Origin of the sequence: Streptomyces sp. NPDC058470 (genome assembly GCF_042721055.1) — a bacterium.
Taxonomy (GTDB): Bacteria; Actinomycetota; Actinomycetes; order Streptomycetales; family Streptomycetaceae; genus Streptomyces.
On record NZ_JBHXMF010000037.1, the window covers coordinates 33,638 to 50,291 of the forward strand.

General features: G+C 68.4%; 16 protein-coding genes. 3 read left to right on the forward strand and 13 right to left on the reverse strand.

Annotation, left to right across the window (positions count from 1 at the left end):
• Window positions 1-35: 35 nt before the first annotated feature.
• The 13 genes from ACFWP7_RS25860 to ACFWP7_RS25920 form a co-directional block, all read right to left on the reverse strand.
• Window positions 36-650: a DUF998 domain-containing protein gene (locus ACFWP7_RS25860; protein WP_384385352.1), complete on the reverse strand. Its 615-nt coding sequence runs from the start codon at window positions 648-650 to the stop codon at window positions 36-38.
• 457 nt (window positions 651-1,107) lie between these two features.
• On the reverse strand, window positions 1,108-1,731 hold the full coding sequence (locus ACFWP7_RS25865) for an IS3 family transposase (RefSeq protein ID WP_384385355.1): 624 nt from the start codon (window positions 1,729-1,731) through the stop codon (window positions 1,108-1,110).
• Between the two features lie 209 nt (window positions 1,732-1,940).
• Window positions 1,941-2,111, reverse strand: a complete 171-nt coding sequence (locus ACFWP7_RS25870) for a transposase (RefSeq protein WP_384385358.1) — start codon at window positions 2,109-2,111, stop codon at window positions 1,941-1,943.
• Between the two features lie 242 nt (window positions 2,112-2,353).
• Window positions 2,354-3,268: an alcohol dehydrogenase catalytic domain-containing protein gene (locus ACFWP7_RS25875; RefSeq protein ID WP_384385361.1), complete on the reverse strand. Its 915-nt coding sequence runs from the start codon at window positions 3,266-3,268 to the stop codon at window positions 2,354-2,356.
• Window position 3,269: 1 nt separating this feature from the next.
• Window positions 3,270-4,175, reverse strand: coding sequence for a BadF/BadG/BcrA/BcrD ATPase family protein (locus tag ACFWP7_RS25880; RefSeq protein ID WP_384385364.1), 906 nt, complete (start codon window positions 4,173-4,175; stop codon window positions 3,270-3,272).
• 61 nt (window positions 4,176-4,236) lie between these two features.
• Window positions 4,237-5,271 carry an SIS domain-containing protein gene (locus ACFWP7_RS25885; RefSeq protein WP_384385367.1) on the reverse strand — a complete coding sequence of 345 codons (1,035 nt, stop codon included), beginning with the start codon at window positions 5,269-5,271 and terminating at the stop codon, window positions 4,237-4,239.
• Between the two features lie 252 nt (window positions 5,272-5,523).
• Window positions 5,524-6,294 carry a GntR family transcriptional regulator gene (locus ACFWP7_RS25890; protein ID WP_384385370.1) on the reverse strand — a complete coding sequence of 257 codons (771 nt, stop codon included), beginning with the start codon at window positions 6,292-6,294 and terminating at the stop codon, window positions 5,524-5,526.
• A 109-nt stretch (window positions 6,295-6,403) separates the two neighbouring features.
• Window positions 6,404-7,375, reverse strand: coding sequence for an NAD-dependent epimerase/dehydratase family protein (locus ACFWP7_RS25895; protein WP_384385373.1), 972 nt, complete (start codon window positions 7,373-7,375; stop codon window positions 6,404-6,406).
• Window positions 7,376-7,383: 8 nt separating this feature from the next.
• Window positions 7,384-8,154: a sugar phosphate isomerase/epimerase family protein gene (locus tag ACFWP7_RS25900; protein WP_384385376.1), complete on the reverse strand. Its 771-nt coding sequence runs from the start codon at window positions 8,152-8,154 to the stop codon at window positions 7,384-7,386.
• A complete protein-coding gene (locus ACFWP7_RS25905; RefSeq protein WP_384385379.1) occupies window positions 8,151-8,891 on the reverse strand; it encodes a ThuA domain-containing protein in 741 nt (246 codons plus the stop codon). Before ACFWP7_RS25905 ends, ACFWP7_RS25900 begins: the two co-directional genes overlap by 4 nt.
• A 51-nt stretch (window positions 8,892-8,942) precedes the next feature.
• Complete coding sequence (locus ACFWP7_RS25910) at window positions 8,943-10,592, reverse strand: extracellular solute-binding protein (RefSeq protein WP_384385381.1); 1,650 nt, start codon at window positions 10,590-10,592, stop codon at window positions 8,943-8,945.
• 12 nt (window positions 10,593-10,604) lie between these two features.
• On the reverse strand, window positions 10,605-11,501 hold the full coding sequence (locus ACFWP7_RS25915; protein WP_384385384.1) for a carbohydrate ABC transporter permease: 897 nt from the start codon (window positions 11,499-11,501) through the stop codon (window positions 10,605-10,607).
• Entirely contained in the window at window positions 11,498-12,511 is a 1,014-nt protein-coding gene (locus ACFWP7_RS25920; protein ID WP_384385386.1) for an ABC transporter permease, read from the reverse strand. The genes ACFWP7_RS25915 and ACFWP7_RS25920 overlap by 4 nt, the downstream gene beginning before the upstream one ends.
• A gap of 103 nt (window positions 12,512-12,614) precedes the next feature.
• On the opposite strand from ACFWP7_RS25920, the gene ACFWP7_RS25925 reads away from it, so the two are divergent.
• Genes ACFWP7_RS25925 through ACFWP7_RS25935 form a run of 3 tightly spaced genes read left to right on the forward strand, consistent with a single transcriptional unit; the run spans window position 12,615 to window position 16,653 of the window.
• A complete protein-coding gene (locus ACFWP7_RS25925) occupies window positions 12,615-14,291 on the forward strand; it encodes a beta-N-acetylhexosaminidase (protein WP_384385389.1) in 1,677 nt (558 codons plus the stop codon).
• Between the two features lie 26 nt (window positions 14,292-14,317).
• Window positions 14,318-16,021, forward strand: a complete 1,704-nt coding sequence (locus ACFWP7_RS25930) for a glycoside hydrolase family 9 protein (RefSeq protein ID WP_384385392.1) — start codon at window positions 14,318-14,320, stop codon at window positions 16,019-16,021.
• On the forward strand, window positions 16,018-16,653 hold the full coding sequence (locus ACFWP7_RS25935) for a GNAT family N-acetyltransferase (RefSeq protein WP_384385395.1): 636 nt from the start codon (window positions 16,018-16,020) through the stop codon (window positions 16,651-16,653). The genes ACFWP7_RS25930 and ACFWP7_RS25935 overlap by 4 nt, the downstream gene beginning before the upstream one ends.
• Window position 16,654: the final 1 nt, after the last annotated feature.

The window sequence follows — 16,654 nt, forward strand, 5'->3', positions numbered from 1 at the left end:
GCGGGGGGGGCGGACCAGGTCCTACAGGGCAACCATCAGGTGTGCAGGATGCGCAGGGCGAGCAGTGTCTGCCAGGTCCAGCCGCTCGTGAGTGAGAGACGCTGGATCAGTCCGCCGAGGTCGACCCAGCGTTGATGCTGGCCGAACGCGGCACTGGCCATGACCATCGTCGCTGCGAAGAGCACGCCGCTGGCGATCGAGTAGATGGCCCACCCGGGCGAGTGGGACAGGGCGAATACGAAACAGGCCACCGTAAGGGCGAGGAATCCGATGAGCGAGAACAGGTCGTGCAGCGCCCCTGCGCGGGTGTGGTGCTGGAGCTGATCAGGGGTGCCGGGAGGATAGCCGCTCACCGGATCTGTCCGGAAGGCGCCTGCACCCAGCAGGCCCACCGCCCACACACCGATCAGCAAAGCACCCCAATGGGAAGGCCCCACACGCCACAGGCCCACCGCGAAGATCAGCGACAGTAAGCCCGTGAGGAGGAAGTTGACGGTCTGCGCCCACCCGGCACGGCCGAGGGAGAGCGAACTGACGGGATGACGGAACGGTTGGTAGTCCACACGGCTGGCGCCTTCCAGTAGATACGTGAGGGTGAATACAGGGCCAGCGGCCATCCCGCAGGCAAGAAGCGCTTGATTACCCATCATGTCAACATAGGTTGACGAGGTGGGGCACGTCAACCTATGTTGACATGACTGTGAGCGTCCCCCGAGACTCGCTCAGGCATCGACTCCCGCCTCTGCTCCGCGAGATCAATTGCGGAACAACCCTCAGGGCCCCTGACCGGCATCCGAACTCCACAACACGGCTACAGCGACCCCGTAGTGGGGCCAATCGACTTGTTCAAAGCCAAATACTCAAAGTCTTCAAACTTGCTCAACACCCCACTCACCCTCGCCTGTCAATCCCCCCGTTTCGTGGAGACCTTCCTATGCAGCCAGATCCTCGGCGAGGCTGGCCCAGTAGTCGTGTTAGTCGATCGGGCTGTTCCAGTCGCACACGCTGTGTAGCCGGCGTGTGTTGTAGAAGTCGGTGATCCAAGTCGCGATCCGGATCCAGGCCTCGGCGCGGTGGCGAAGGTGTGCCGGTGGAAGTACTCCACCTTCAGCGCGCTGTTGAACGCCTCACTGACGGCGCTGTCAAAGCACGAACCGACCCGGGCCATGGACTGGGTGACGCCCAGTCTGCGGCAGGCCCGGCGGAATTTGCGAGACGCGTATTCGCTGCCGTGATCAGTAAGGAAGATGACACCGCGGACGTCCCGCCGCGAGTCGGACCAGCCATGTGCAAGGCGGCCACGACCAGGTCGGCGTCGTGCTTGGCGCCTGTCGCATAGCCGAGCAGGCTGCGGGAGAGCAGGTCGATGACCGTGGCCAAGTACAGCTTGCCCTCGCCGGTTTTGATCTCTGTCATGTCCCCGTACCAGACCAGGTCGGGTGCCTCGGCGGTGAAGTCACGGCGCACGAAGTCCGGGGCGGCCGGCCGCTCCCCGGGCCTGGTCAGCCCCCGGCGCCTGCGGATCCCTCGACCCGCAAGACCGAGCTCGGCCATGATCTTCGCGATGGTGTTCACCGAGATCCGCCAGCCCTTGCGGACCAGCGCGATCCAGATCTCCGGCGAGCCGTAGGTGCCGCCGGAGCTGGTGAACTCCTCCTTGACCGCCTGTACCAGCCGTAGGTGGCGCGTCTGCCGCGCGCCGGGCTGTGGGTGCGGTGCTTGTAGAACCACGACTCGCTCACGCACAGGGCGCGGCACGAGACGCACTGCGGAATGCCGTACTCGGTCCTGAAGTCGCTGATCACCCCGACTACTTGGGACGGGTCCGAACGCTTACTCCACCCGCAGGGCCGTGCACCGTTTGGGCACATCACGCTCCATGCCCAGTTCCCTTGTTGTCCCGCTTGAGCTGGGTGTTCTCCCGTCGCAGCCGCTCCAGCTCATCGCTCTCGCCGGCCGGCGCCGTCCCTGCCTGGCGGGCCGGGACACTCAGCTGGCCAGGGTGATGCGAGGTCCTTGGCAACCTCGGCGACCGGCTTTCCGTCCTCTGTCACGATCCGTACAACTCCCTCGCGGAACTCTGGATCGAACGTCCGTCGCTTCTCCGCCATGACTCCCAACTTCCCCTGCAGCCACGGTCTTCACGCTACGAGGGGAGGGACAGGATCCCGACGGCGATCTCCTGCCACACCGCTCTCACATACTCGTGTACGTCGCGATGCTCTCCGGGACATACGCGCCTCCTGGGGGCAGGATGAAGCGAGCAACGGCCGGTCATAATTGGCCGGTTGGCGGGCGGGGGCGCTTCACCCACGACCGCTCGACAACACGGGAGTACAGATCTGCGCAAGGTTCAGGCTCCGGGCCGTACGACGCACTTCACGAACCCGGTCGGTCTCTCGGCGAGTTGGCGGAATCCCTCGTCGAGGTCGTCCAGCCGGGCCTCGTGGGTCAGCAGCGGCTCCAGGGTCAGCCGCCGGGCGGACATCAGGTCCAGGCCGTCGCGGAGCGCCTGGAGCTGGCGGTGGCGCTGTGGGGTGAAGCCGTTGACGATGGTGACGCCCCGGTACCAGAGCTCGATGTCCAGCGTGCGTGGACCGTGGTGGTGGTAGCCGGCGACGCACAACGTGCCGTGTTCCGCTGTGAGTTCGCCGGCCTGCCGCAGTCCTGCCGCCGATCCCGTGAACTCGACGACTATGTCGTACGAGCCGGGGTCGGCGTCGGACGGCACACACGCCTCGTGCGCGCCGAGACTGGTCGCGAGGGCACGGGCCTCGGGCCGCGGATCGACGCCCACGAGATGAACGGGCGCGGCGGCCGCGGCCACTTGGATGGCGATCAGGCCCATGAAGCCCAGCCCGACTACGGCCACCCGTCGCCCCGGAGCCGGCCCGCACCTGGACAGCGCCTCGACCACGCAGGCCACCGGCTCGCCCAGGACCGTGCTGGCGTTCAGGTTGAGCGGCAGCGGGAGCAGGTCCCTGGCCGGGACGTGGACGGTCTCGGCGAAGGCTCCCGAGGCGAATCCGGTGACCTGTTCCCCGACGGTCCAACCGTGGACTCCGGGACCGATCGCGCTGATCTCGCCCGACAGTTCGTGGCCCAGGCGCAGTGGCGTACCTCCGTCATGTCCCGTCCAGGCCGGCAGTTCAGAAGTGCACAGACCGGACAGCGCCGTACGTACGACGACTTCGCCGGGGCGGGGCGGGGCGTCGGGGCCCTGGACCGTCTCACTTGTGCGGGCCGAGATCACCTGGGACCAGCGCATGTCAGTGACCTCCGTGAAGCGCCAGGTTCAGGGCTCCGCGTGCCGGCGGGGCGTCGAGCAGGTGCGGTGCGGTTCCTGGCAGATCATGGGCGAGGCGGTTGGTGACAGCGGTCCACAGGCGCTGCTGGCCGGTGATGACTCCTCCGGCGAAGACGACCGTGTCGGTACGGGCTCCGCGCGCGGCCAGCCGTGTCACCAAGCCGGCCAGAGCGTTTCCCCCCTCCGCGATGACGTCGCGGGCCAGCGCCGAGCCTTCGTCCGCCGCGGTGAAGACCGCCTGGGTGTGGCGCCCCCAGGTCTCCACGCCGCCGTCCCAGCTCATCGCGGCGGCCAGCTCGGGCAGGTCCGCTGCGCCGTAGGAGCTGAGCAGCGCCTTCGTCAAGGGGTCCGCGGTGAGGTCGGTGCCGGTGTCGGCGTGGGTGAGGAGCGCGCGTGCGGCCTCGCGCACGAGAGCGGAGCCCGATCCCTCGTCGCCCAGGACCCAGCCCCAGCCTCCCGCGGACAGCCGGACGCCGGAGTCGCGATGGCGCCCGACCGCTATGGAGCCGGTCCCCGCGACGACTCCGATGCCGTGCTCGAACCCGGCTGCCGGGACGAGCAGTTCGGCGTCGTTGACGACAGTGACCGGGATGCCGCCCAGTGCGCCACCCAGGGCCTCGGCGAGCAGTGAACTCTGCGCCGGCGTCTCGCACCCGTGAGCGCCGACAGCGATACGGACGAGCTCCACGTCACCGGCGATGGCACGCAGCCGGGCGATGAGCCAGTCCGCCGCCCGGCGGAGGTCACGGGTCTGCCAGTCGGTGCTCGGCAGGATGACGTCGTCAGTCACGGTGTGAGCGACGGCGTCGGCGAGGAGGACGTGGGTTTTGGTTCCGCCGATGTCGACGCCTGCTACGACGGACCTCATGCCACGCGCTCCTCGGTCTCGGTACTGCAGGTGCGGGCCCTGAACGCGGTCGGGGTCGGGCTCATCCGACGGCCTCCTGCGTCTTGGTGTCGGCGTGGTGGAAAACGAAGTCCTCGATATCGACGCCCCGCGCCTGGGCCAGCGCACCCGCGAGTCGCTGCACAACACTCGTCTGCAGGACCGTACGGACCGGGAGGGAGAGGTGACCGGGGATCGGGGCGACGTACAGCAAGCCGACGCTGGTGAGGGGGGCGGCGGTGAGAGCAAGGGTGGGGTGGCCCGCCTCGGCCAGGGTGCGGGCGAGGTCGAGTTCGCGGCCGTCTCCGACGGTGACGTGCAGGGTCCGGCCGGCCGACTCCATGGCGCCGTGCAGGTAGTTGCGGGTGACCAGAGCGGTGGCAGGGACCCGGCACACCTCACGCAGCAGAAGCGCTCCGGCCTCCGTGACGGATCGCGCAGCTCCCGAGGCGACGAGGTCCGCGGCGACCATGCCGGCGGTCCGTGCCGCGAACTCGTCGACCGTGGTGCTCGTCGCCCGCTCCTGTTCCTCCAACAGCCCTGCAATACCCGCCCATTCAGCGGTGATCCGCGCCAACGACCAGCCCGCGAGGGCCCGGGCGATCATCGTCAGCGCAATGAGCGTGCCCGTGTAACCAACGGTGGAGGCGTAGCTGTCGGGTTCGCTGCCGAGGTCGATGCGAAGAGTCGCGCTCTCGGCGAGCGGCGAAGGGGCCGCGTTGACCAGGGCGGCGCGGTGTTCGGGTGCGACATACCCGAGCGCTTCGAGCGTCTCGGTGCTGCGGCCGGACTGGGACACCCCCAGGACAAGGTCCGCATCGGCGAACACCGTCCCGGGTACAAGATCACCGGCAAGTGCGCGACGGGCGGGCAGCCCGAACTCCTCGAGCAGTCGTACGGGCAGAGCGAGCGCGGCATGACTCGCGCCGATGCCCGTGAAGACGGGACGTCGTACTGTCAACACGGCGCCCAGTTCGTCGAGTTGAGCGGCGACATGGGACACGATCCGTTCCAGGGCGGCGGGCTGAGCCGCTCGGCCCTGGGAGTACGGAATGGTCCCTTCGGGAGCTGCGGGCACGGGAGTTCCTTTCGTGGGGGGCGCCGATGTCGGCGCCGGGTTATGGCTGCGGACGGCGCCGGAGGCGCTCGAAGCGGCGGGGGCGACTGGAGGTGCGTACGAGACCTGCGGCTGGCGGAATGAGACGTACGAGGAAACGGACACGGAGGAAACAGCCGCCCCACGCCAGACACACGGGTGCCCGGTGCCGGAACGGAATTTCAGCCCCCTGCGCCGGACTCCCCCGCTCTCACAACCCGGGAGGGCGTCGCCTCAGGCCGACCCGCCCCGCGCGAACGATGTCCGCAGCCGGTACCGGTCACCCCGGTAGGTGATGGTCGTGATCAGCACGACCCGCCCCTTGGCGTCCGTCATCGCCGACTCCATGACGAGTACCGGCTCACCGGGAGCCATGTCCAGGTGCGGAGCGAGGTCGGCGGGACAGCCGCGCGACTCGACCATCGACTCGGCGTTGACGGGTTCGGATCCGGTCGCGGTCAGCTCGTCCAGCATGGATGCGTGAGCGAAGTCGACCTGCCCCAGGCCGGGGGCCAGGTTCAGCGGGACCCTCGAGGAGTCGACGCCGATGGGCAGCCCATCGAGCATCCGGACTCGGTCCAGACGGAAGAGTTCCGTCCCTGCTGCCACCCCGAACTCGTCGCCCTCGTCGAGGGTGGCCGGGCTGACGTCTGCGCTCAGCACCAGCGAGGAGGGCGTCAGACCCTTGCGACGGGCGGTCTCGCTGAACGACTCCAGGAAGTTGGGCCATTCCCGGTCCGTGCCGCCGTGTTCCGCGACGTACCAGCCGCGTCCGTGCGAGGAGAGGAGCACCTTCTTCTCGACCAGCTCACGCAGCGCGCGCCGCAACGTGACGCGGCTGATGCCCAGTTGCCCGCACAGCTCACGCTCGGCGGGAAGGCGTCGTCCGGCCGGGAGAGAACCGTCCTTGACCCGCTGCTCGATCGCCGCGACGGCCTGGACCCACAGAGGCTCGTGGTGGTCCGCGGCGATGGGCGCCAAGGTGTCCTCAGGCGTCGTGTTCACCGTGTCCCGACCTTCCCTTTTTCCTGCAGCTTTCCTGCGGTGTCGATGTTCGCGTGGGTTCCGGTCCGTTGTTCGGTTCCGGTCCATTGTTCCATTCGGGCGCCCCGTTTCATCCGGCCAGCCGGTCGAAGGCCGCATCGAGTTCCTTGTCGGTGACCCGGCGCCCGGGCTCGGCGTCGAACCGGTCGACGATGCCGACGGCGCCCTTGCGGAAGGGCGTGCCCGACGTGAACTGCGGGAGCAACCGGTGGAGTTTGCTGTTGTCGTAGATGAGGGAATGACGGAAGTCCTCCGTGAGTACGGTCCCCATCCAGGGGATCTCGCGGCCGATGTCCTCGCTGGAGCGGTGCACGAGCAGCGGCTCGGCGCCTGCGGCGCGGGCGAGCGACGTGTGGATGCCGTCCCAGGTGAGGACCTCGTCCGAGGTGATGTGCAGGGATTCGCCGGTGAGGCGGTCGTCGCCGAGCAGCCCGGTGAGGGCGTGGGCGAAGTCGCGGGCGTGCATGAGGTTCCACAGTGAGGTGCCGTCTCCGTGCACGACGGCGGGCCGTCCGCGCCGCCAGCGGTCGATGACCGTCCAGCCCGCGAGGAGGGGCACGACGGTCTCGTCGTAGACGTGGGCGGGCCGGATGATCACTGCGGGGAACCCGTCGCGGTGGTGGGCGCGTTCCAGGACCTCCTCGCACTCAAGTTTCAACCGGGGGTAGTCGAAGTTCCCGGCGCGGCGGGCCGACGACTCGTCCACGGGGAGGCGGGGTGCGGGACGGGCGTAGACGGATCCGGTGGAGATGAAGACGTACTGTCCTGTCCTGCCGGTGAATCGGGCGACGTCGGCGGCGATGTCGTCGGGGTGGTAGCCGATGAAGTTGACGACGACGTCGAAGAGTTCGGTCCCGCCGAGGGCAGCGCTCATCGCGTCGGTGTCGCGGACGTCCGCGTGGAGGGCCCTGACGTTCGGCGGGACGGGTCGCCGCGTGTCACGGCCGCGCGTGACGATCGTCAACTCCACGTCCTGCTGGGCGAGTTCGGATACGCAGGCGGCGCTGAGCACTCCGGTGCCGCCGAGGAAGAGGACGCGCATCGTGGGACTCACCTCTTTCCGCGGGCCAGTTCGCGCCCGACCAGGTGCGTGTAACTCCGGCCGAGCAGTTCGTACATGTCGTGGTGGGACCGGTCCATTTCCACGATGTTCCAGCGCACGGCCGGGTTCGCGCGGGCGGCGGCCTGCACGTCCACGACACCGTCGCCGAAGGGCACCATGTAGTCGTCCATGCCGCGCGCCGGCCCGTCCTTGAGGTGGACGGAGACAAGGCGGTCGCCCAGCGACGCGGCGAGTGCTGCGGGATCGACTCCTCCGGTGTGGGCCCAGTAGGTGTCGAGCTGGAGGAGTACGCAGGGTTCCAGTGCGTCGAGCAGGATGTCGTACGCGGTACGGCCGTCGAAGACGTTGCGGAATTCCGCGAAGTGGTTGTGGTAGGCGATGGTCATGCCGTGTACGGCGGCGTTCGCGGCAGCGCGGTTGACACGGTCGGCACCCAGATGGATGGCATCGACACTCGTGAACTCCTCGGGCTCCAGGCTCCATACGAGAGTGTCGGCACCCAACTCCTCGTACGCGTCGAGGACGTTGTCGGCGTCCTCGTCGACTGGGAAGGGGGCATGGGCGCTGCACAGTGCGAGGCCGAGAGCATCCAACTCGGCACGCACGCGTGCCGGTTGGTGCCCGTACAGACTGATGGTCTCGACGGCCGGATAGCCGAGGGCCGCGACCTTGGCCAGGACGCCGAACAGGTCGTCGGCTGCCTCGCTGTGCAGCGACCACAGTTGCGCCGCGATCACGGGTGGGGGTGATGGCGTCATGTGCGGTCTCCGATTGTGCGCCCGTTGCCCAGCGGCCAGCGAGTGGACCAGCTCTCCACGGTGTCCGCGTCGTCGAGCCCGGCGGCCCAGACCGCGGCCTGGCGCACCAGCTGCCGGAAGCCCGGGTTGCCCCAGGCGCGCGGGTCATGGCCGAGAGCGCTGTAGCAGACTCGGCCCGCGCCGTGCTCGCGTACGTACACGAGTGGTTCGGTATAGCCGTCGGGTCGCTCGCGGTCGGCGAGGACCTGTACGTCTGCGGCGTATTCGAGGACGTAGTACTCGTCGTCGATGGCGAAGTCGTCCAGGTGGCGGGTGACGGGGTGGTCGCTGCGGATCCGCACGTCGAAGCGGCCTTCGGAGCCTGAGTCGCCGTGCGAGAGGTACCGGGACCCGACGAGTTCGTACGCCGTGCGGTCCGCGTCCAGGCCGCCCTCGCCGAAGCCGAAGAGGTTGCTGGCGTGCAGCACGACGAGGCCCTTCCCGGCGGCCACCAGGTCGGCCAGTGCCTTCTGCTGGCGCGGATCGAAGACGGTCGAGGAGCGGTAGAGGACGTACACGTCGGCTTCTGCGGTGGCGGGCATCGGGTCGGTGAAGCGGTCGAGGCCGACGGCGCGTGCCGTGGACAGTCCGGCTTCGGTGACGATCTCCTGGAGCGCCAGGGCGGCGCCGATGAGGTCGTGGTGGAGGTCGGTTCCCTCCACCACCACCAGAGCCGAGGCGGAGCCTCGCAGTTTCATCCGGGTCCTTCCTGGGGACGGCCGCGTGCGGGGCGCGGCCGTGCGGTGCGGTTACGCCTGCTGTGCGGACTCGGCGTACTCCTTGGCCATCCGGTCGCCGCCGTTCTGCTTCCAGGTGCGCACGGCGTCCTTGAGGCTGGAGGCGGGCGAACGGCCCAGGGTGACGGCCGTGATGGCGTCCCTCATCTGCTGTTCGAGGGAGGAGCCCTTGGTGTTGTACGTCTCGGAGTAGAGGTGGACGGCCGGGTTGGGCAGCAGCGCCGGGGCGGCCTTGCTCTGCCACTCGTGGTACAGGCGGTCGACGCCGGGCGCGCCCTGCGGGTCGCACAGGACCTGCGGTCCGCCCGCGATGTAGGCAAAGCCGAGGTCCTGTTCGCGCTGGCCCCGCGTGGTGAGAACGGCGACCTCGTCCTTGACGGTGTAGTCGTTGCCGCTGCCCTCGACGCCGTAGCTGAGGACGAAGGACTCGTGCGAGCCGAAGGGGGCGGCGAGGTAGTCGAGGACGCGCAGAAAGCGGTCGATCTTCTTCTTGTCGCCGGTCTTCTTCAGCATGGTCATGGCATACGCCCCGGCACCCTGCCAGTGGGTCGCCTTGCCGCCGTCCTTCTCGAACGGATCGATCAGACTGAACTTCAGGTCGTGGTCGTCCGCGACGATGCCGACCCCGCGGACGCCGTCCGCGATGACGGCGATCTTCCCGGAGCGGAACAGCGCGTCTCGCTGCACCTTGCTCATGGTCGCGGTGTCGGGGTGGAAGTAGCCGGCCTTCTTCAGGTCGGCGAGGGCGGCGACAGCGGGTATGAACTGCTCGTGGTCGTAGTAGGTGACGAAACTGCCGTCGCTCTTCTGCGTCCACCGGTTGGGCACGCCGAAGATCATCATCATGCATTCGACGGTGAGCATGTCGCCGACGCCGCTACAGAACGCGTAGACGCCGGCCCGCTTGTCGGTGACCGCCTTCGCCATCTCCTTGAGTTCGGCGAGAGTCTTCGGTGCGGGGTTGGCGCCGGCCTGCTGCAGTACGTCGCTCTTGGCGAAGAGCTGGCTGGTGAACGGCGGGTCCGACTTCGGGACACCGTAGATGCGGCCGTTGAGGTAGCCGTTGAGCCAGTTCGCCTGCTGGATGCCGGCAAGGTTGGGGTACTTCTTCACGGCGTCGCCCGACAGGTACTCGCTGAGGTCGGTGAACTGGGCCTCGGCGAGCTGGGGCAGGCGGGCCACGTTCATGGCCATCGGCACGGACACGACCTCGGGCAGGTCACCACCGGCGACAAGTGCGGGGAACTTCGTGGCGAAGTCGGCGTACGGCACCCTGAGCGGCTTGAGCTGGAGGTTCAACTCCTTGTTGAGCAGCTGCCAGTAGACGTTGTCGTCCAGCGGCGGGGCGGGCTGTCCGTAGGTCATGACCAGGAACTCGAACTCCTTGCCGTCGCCGGGCGCCTCCGTCACCGTGCGCGGGCCGTTCAGCGGGAAGGACTCGTAGACAGCCATGACGCCCTCGGCGGTGGCGGGCAGCAGGGGCTTCGGCGTGTTCACGGGCTCGACGTACGTGGGTACGGGAACCGCCTTGCCGGCGGGGGCGGAGCTCACCCCTGAACCGCCCGAACACGCGGTCAGCGTGGACAACGAAGTGGCGCTCAGCGCGGTGAAGGCGGCGCTCTTGAACAGGGTGCGGCGGCTGAACTGGGGGTTGATCGGCATTCTGTCTGTCTCCTAGCCCTTGATGGCCCCGGTGAGCATGCCTTTGGACATGTGCTTGCTGAGGAAGGGATACGCGCACAGGATCGGAAGCGTGGCGATGACGACGAGGGCCATCTGCACGGACTGGGCCGGCGGCTGGTCCTGGACCGCGGCGATCGCCGAGGTCGAGCTGACATTGCTCGCCAGCACGAAGTTCCGCATGACCAGTTGGAGCGGCCACTTGTTCGAGTCGTTGAGGTAGAGCAGCGGACCGAAGTAGTTGTTCCAGTAGCCGACCGCGATGAAGAGGCCGACGACCGCGATCACCGCTTTCGACAGCGGCAGCACGATGGACGCGAAGATGCGCCACTCCCCCGCGCCGTCCATCCGCGCGGAGTCGAAGAGTTCCTGCGGGATGGCCTGGATGAAGCCCCGCACGATCACGATGTTGAAGGCACTCACCGCGCCGGGGATGATCAGGGCCCAGTAGGTGTCGAGCATGCCGAGCTGCTTGACCATCAGATAGACGGGGATCATGCCGGGCGCGAACAGCAGTGTGATCAGTACGAAGGAGAGCAGTCCGCGCTGGAAGAGCGCTCCCCTGCGGCTGAGGCCGTAGGCGGCGAGGACCGTGCACAGGAGGCTGAAGGCCGTGCCCACCACGGTGACTCCGACGCTCACCACGATGGACCGGGCGACACCCGTGCCGTCGAAGATCTGCCGGTAGGCCTCGAAGGAGACGCTGGTGGGCCACAGCACGTAGCCGCCGTTGGCGTCGATCTGCTGCTTGGTGGCCAGGCTGGTGGAGACGACCGTGAGGAAGGGGAAGATCACCACGGCGGCGATCAGGACCAGTGCGAGGCCCTTGAGGACGAGTGCGATCGGCTTCGGCTTGCCCTGCCACACAGGGCGGTGGACGGAGGTGGTCATCGCCGGTAGATCCCTTCCTCGCCGAAGCGGTGGGCGAGCTTGTTCGCGGCGAGGACGAGGGCGAGACTGACCACGCCCTTCAGGAGGCCCGCCGCGGTGGCCACGCCCCAGTTGCCGTCCTGGACTCCGTTGAAGTACACGAATGTGTCGAGGACTTCGGCCGCTCCGGGGCCGACGGCGTCGCGCTGAAGCAGGATCTGTTCGAAGCCGACGGTGAGGGCGTCGCCCAGCCTGAGGATCAGCATCAGGACGATGATGGGGCGCATGCCGGGCAGCGTGATGTGCCAGAACCTGCGCAGCGCTCCGGCGCCGTCCATGGCGGCGGACTCGTACAGCTGCGGGTCGATGGCGGCGATCGCGGCGAGGAAGACGATGGTTCCCCAGCCGGCGTCCTTCCAGATGGCCTGCGAGGTGAGCAGGAGCTGGAAGGTACCCGGGTCCGACATGATGTCGAGGCCGCTTTTCCCGTGGGTGACGAGAATGCGGCTGATGACTCCGCCGCCGCCGAGCATCTGCTGGAACAGCGCGACGATGATCACCCAGGACAGGAAGTGCGGCAGGTAGATCACCGACTGCACGAAGTTCCTCACCGCAGGCATCGCCACCGAGTTGAAGAGCACGGCGAGCAGGACCGGCACGGGGAAGAAGAGGAGCAGTTGGAGGAAGGTGATCTCGAAGGTGTTGGTCAGGGCGCCCCAGAAGAGGTCGTCCTGGAAAAGAGCCGTGAAGTTGTCCCAGCCGACCCACTGGGACTGGGTGAAGCCGAGGAACGGCACGTAGTCCATGAAGGCGACGACGCTGCCGAGCAACGGTATGTAGGTGAAGAGCAGCAGGACCAGGACCGCGGGGGCCGTCATCAGCAGCAACGGCGAATCCTGCCGCAGGCGTGTGACGAAGGACTTGGCGCGAGCCGTGCCCGGCTTCTTCCCGGTCTGCTTGTGCGGTGGTGGGTGAACCGGCCGGCCCTGCAAGGACTCGGCCGGGCGTGGCTGCGCGGCATTGACGGTCATAGGGACCTCTCGACTCTGGGGACTGCGCAGGTACCAGAAGAGTTCGGGGAACGTACCACTTGAACCAAAGCAATACAACAAGTAGCGTCGCGGCGGGACTTGAGTGACGAACACTCCGCACCGTCGACAGTTGGGACCCGTCTTGGACGCCTTTCGTGCTCTGCTGCCCCGCCCCGGACGGGCCCAAGTCAGCTCCGGTCATTGCAGGTTGAGCGCCGACATGCCCATCGCTGGAGCCCATTCCCCGCTGGCCGGAGCCATGCTGCGGAGCTTTCTCTCCGAGCTGATCCACGGCACAATGCCGGGCATACCAAGCAATACCACTGAGGACACACGGGTATTGCTCACGGACGGAGCGGAGGGCCATGCGCCGGGCGCCTACACCCTGCGCGTCTCGCCCAACCAGGTCGAGATCACGGCGGGCGGCACCGAGGGGGTCGCGCACGCCCTGACCACACTGCGCCAGCTGCTGCCGGACGCCGTCCACCGGCGTGCGGCCGGTCCGCCGTCCGAGGGGTGGCGGGTGCCCTGCGGGGTCGTCGAGGACGAACCCGTCTTCGCCTGGCGCGGCGCGATGCTCGACGTCGCACGCCACTTCTTCCCCAAGCGGACGGTCCTGCGCTACGTCGACCTGCTGGCCGCCCACCGCTTCAACCGGCTGCACCTGCACCTGTCCGACGACCAGGGCTGGCGGGTGGAGAGCCGCCGCCACCCCGAGCTGCACACCACCGGCTCCTGGCGCACTTCCACCCGGCTCGGCCCCGGCGGCCCCGACGACGGAACCCCGCACGGCGGTTACTACACGCTCGACGACCTCGCGGAGATCGCCGGCTACGCCCGACTGCGCGGCATCACCCTCGTCCCCGAGATCGACGTGCCCGGCCACACCTCGGCCCTGCGTGCGGCGGCTCCCCTGCTCGGCCGCCCCGGAGAACCGCAGGCCGTTCTCGACACGGTGTGGGAGGGCGGCACCTCGGTCGCCCCGGTCGCGCGCACCGAGGCGTATCTGTGCGACGTACTCGAAGAGATCATCGAGGCGACCGGCGCGCCGTACGTCCACCTCGGCGGGGACGAGTGCTCGATGGACTGGTGGGCCGAGGATCCTGAGGTGGCAGCGGCGATGGCGGCGGCCGGATGCACCGAACCACGCGAGATGCACGGGCACTTCCTGCGCTCGCTCGGCCGGTTCCTGGCCGGGCTCGGCGTACGGATGATCGTCTGGGACGAGGGCTACGTCACCGGAGGCGTGCTGCCGGACACGATCGTCATGGCCTGGCGCGGCGACGAGGCCTCGGGCCGTGCCGCGGCCACCCACGACGTCGTACGCTCCCCGCTGTTCCCGACCTACTTCAACTTCGACCAGTCGGACCTCGACGCCGAACGCCGGTCGGAGGGCGGCCCGATCACCCTGACCGACGTGGCACGCTTCGCACCCGCCCCGACCGCCTGGTCCGAGGAGCAGCGAGCCCACGTCCTCGGCGGGCAGTTCCAGATCTGGACGGAGTGGGTGCCCGACGAACGGCACCTGGACTATCTGGCCTTCCCGCGCGCCTGCGCCCTCGCCGAGGTCCTGTGGTCGGGCGGTGTCCCGGACCCTGCCGACTTCGACGCCAGGCTCGTACGCCAGCTGCGGCGGCTCGACGCGATGGGCGTGGAGTACCGGCCGCTCGCCGGTCCCCACCCGTGGCAGACCGGCGGCACCGGCGTATGGAAACGCTCCTCACCCGGCAGAATCGCGGAGACCCGCAAGTGGCTCGACTCGATCTCCAACCAGCCGTGAGCGACCACCAGCCCGGAGGGACCCCGGTGACGAAGATCCTCGTCAGCCACATCGGCTACAACACGGCCGCCTCCAAGAGCGCGATCGTGATGCTCAACTCCCCTCAGGACACAGGTGAGTTGGCCGCCACGGCCACACTGGTCGGCGAGGGCACCCGGCGGCAACTGCCGGTCGGTCCGGCGGAGCACGTCGACCGCTGGTCCGTCGGCTCCTTCCGCCGGATCGACTTCTCCGATCTGCGCACAGCGGGCGTGTACCGCATCGAGTACGGCACCGAGCGCTCCGCCGACTTCCGCGTCGACGCGGCCCTCCTCCAGCGGAGCACGCTCTCGGACGTCCTGTACTACTTCCGCTCGGTGCGCTCCAGCGGCGCCATCGACCGCAAGGACCGCCACACCCGCTTCTACGGGGACGACTCCGGCCGCACGGTCGACGCGCGCGGCGGATGGCTCGACGCCTCGGGAGACTTCAGCAAGTTCCTCAGCCATCTGAACTACACCCGCATGATGAACCCGCAGCAACTCCCCTTCTGCGCCTGGGCGTTCATGGAGGTCAGCGACACTCTTGCGGACCGTCACCCGCACCTGCACCGGGCACTGGGCGACCGCCTGCGTGACGAGGCGCTGTTCGGAGCCGACTTCCTGGTCCGCTTCCAGTCGCCGGAAGGCTACTTCTACACCGCGATCTTCGACGCCCTCACCAAGGACCTCGACGAGCGCGTCATCAACGCCCCGCTCCAGGAGTGCGTGCGCACCCAGCGCTGGCAGGCGGCCTACCGTCAGGGAGGCGGCCTGGCGATCGCCGCCCTGGCCCGCGCCGCCACTCTGAACGACCACGGCGACTTCGACAGCTCCGAGTACCTGACCGCCGCCCGCCGGGGATTCGAGCATCTTGAGCGGCACAACAAGGAGTACCTGTACGACGGCGAGGAGTCCGTCATCGACGACTACTGCGCGCTGCTCGCAGCCGTGGAGCTGCTGCGGGCCGGCGTCGGGGAGCCCGATCCCGTTGTCCTGGCCGCCGCCGAGCGCCGTGCCGCCGCTCTCACCGACCGCTACACCGACTCGGGCCACGGATTCGGTTACCTCCTGGGCGATGTAACAGGGCGTCCGTTCTTCCACGCCGCTGAATCCGGCCTCCCGGCCGTCGCCCTCCTACGCTTCGCCGGCCTCTGCCCCGACTCCCCGCTCGCCCCGACCGCCCGCGGGACCGCACTCTCCCTGATGCGCGACGCGGCCGCTCTCGCAGACGAGGTGGCCAACCCCTTCGGCTGTGTACGCCAGTATGTGCAGCCGACGGATTCCGCCCCGCGCACCAGCTTCTTCTACCCGCACGACAACGAGACCGGCTACTGGTGGCAGGGCGAGAACGCCAACATCTGCTCGGTGGCCTATGCGGCCCAACTGGCTGCCGAACTCCCCGACTGCCCAACCGAGTTGCGTCCCCGGCTGCTACGCCTGGCGGAGGACCAGCTGCACTGGGTGACCGGCCTCAACCCCTTCGACTCCTCCATGATCAAGGGAATCGGGCGCAACACTGTCGAATACCACCCGGACTATCCCAACGTCCCCGGAGGCATCCTCAACGGGATCACCTCCGGATTCGAGGACGAGCACGACATCGCATTCATGCCCGACCATCACAGGGACACCGGCAACAGCTGGCGCTGGACCGAACAGTGGATCCCGCATTCGGCCTGGTTCCTGCTGGCCGCGGCGGCGGCCCGATGACCGCTGCCGTGCGCCCCTTCGGTCCAGCCGTCGTACGCCCTTTTCATCCGGCCGACCTGCCCGGCATGTACCGGGTGTGTCTCGGTACCGGTGACTCGGGACGGGACGCGACACCGCTCTACCGGGACCCCGATCTGCTCGGTCACATCTACACCGCGCCCTATCCGGCCGCAGACCCCGCACTCACCTTTGTCGCCACCGACGAGCTGGGCCCCCTCGGGTTTGTCGTCGCCACCGCCGACACGTACTCCTTCGAGGAGTGGCAGGAAGAGAACTGGTGGCCCGGTCTGCGCGCTCGTTACCCTTCCGCACTCGCCGTGGACCCGGAGGACGGCACCCATGACTGGCGCCGCGTGGACCATCTCCAGCGCACACGGCCGCACCATGACGACCTGTACGTCCGCCACCCGGCGCACCTGCACATCGACATCCTCCCCCGCGGCCAGGGCAGCGGACTCGGCCGCCGTCTGATGAGCACGCTGACCACGGCCCTGCGTGACAGGGGCGTACCAGGGCTGCACCTCGGCGTGGGCAGCGGGAACCCCGGGGCACGCGCCTTCTACCTGGCGGTCGGCTTCACCGAGCTCAGCCGCCAGGAGTGGGGCTCGCAGATGGTGATGACGCTGGACTGAA

Bases quoted from the DNA above. Each gene is read 5' to 3' on its own strand.
- ACFWP7_RS25900 (WP_384385376.1), bottom strand. From the start codon at position 8,154: ATGACGCCATCACCCCCACCCGTGATCGCGGCGCAACTGTGGTCGCTG.
- ACFWP7_RS25935 (WP_384385395.1), top strand. From the start codon at position 16,018: ATGACCGCTGCCGTGCGCCCCTTCGGTCCAGCCGTCGTACGCCCTTTT.
- ACFWP7_RS25910 (WP_384385381.1), bottom strand. From the start codon at position 10,592: ATGCCGATCAACCCCCAGTTCAGCCGCCGCACCCTGTTCAAGAGCGCC.
- ACFWP7_RS25870 (WP_384385358.1), bottom strand. From the start codon at position 2,111: ATGGCGGAGAAGCGACGGACGTTCGATCCAGAGTTCCGCGAGGGAGTT.
- ACFWP7_RS25895 (WP_384385373.1), bottom strand. From the start codon at position 7,375: ATGCGCGTCCTCTTCCTCGGCGGCACCGGAGTGCTCAGCGCCGCCTGC.
- ACFWP7_RS25875 (WP_384385361.1), bottom strand. From the start codon at position 3,268: ATGCGCTGGTCCCAGGTGATCTCGGCCCGCACAAGTGAGACGGTCCAG.
- ACFWP7_RS25860 (WP_384385352.1), bottom strand. From the start codon at position 650: ATGATGGGTAATCAAGCGCTTCTTGCCTGCGGGATGGCCGCTGGCCCT.
- ACFWP7_RS25920 (WP_384385386.1), bottom strand. From the start codon at position 12,511: ATGACCGTCAATGCCGCGCAGCCACGCCCGGCCGAGTCCTTGCAGGGC.
- ACFWP7_RS25905 (WP_384385379.1), bottom strand. From the start codon at position 8,891: ATGAAACTGCGAGGCTCCGCCTCGGCTCTGGTGGTGGTGGAGGGAACC.
- ACFWP7_RS25915 (WP_384385384.1), bottom strand. From the start codon at position 11,501: ATGACCACCTCCGTCCACCGCCCTGTGTGGCAGGGCAAGCCGAAGCCG.
- ACFWP7_RS25880 (WP_384385364.1), bottom strand. From the start codon at position 4,175: ATGAGGTCCGTCGTAGCAGGCGTCGACATCGGCGGAACCAAAACCCAC.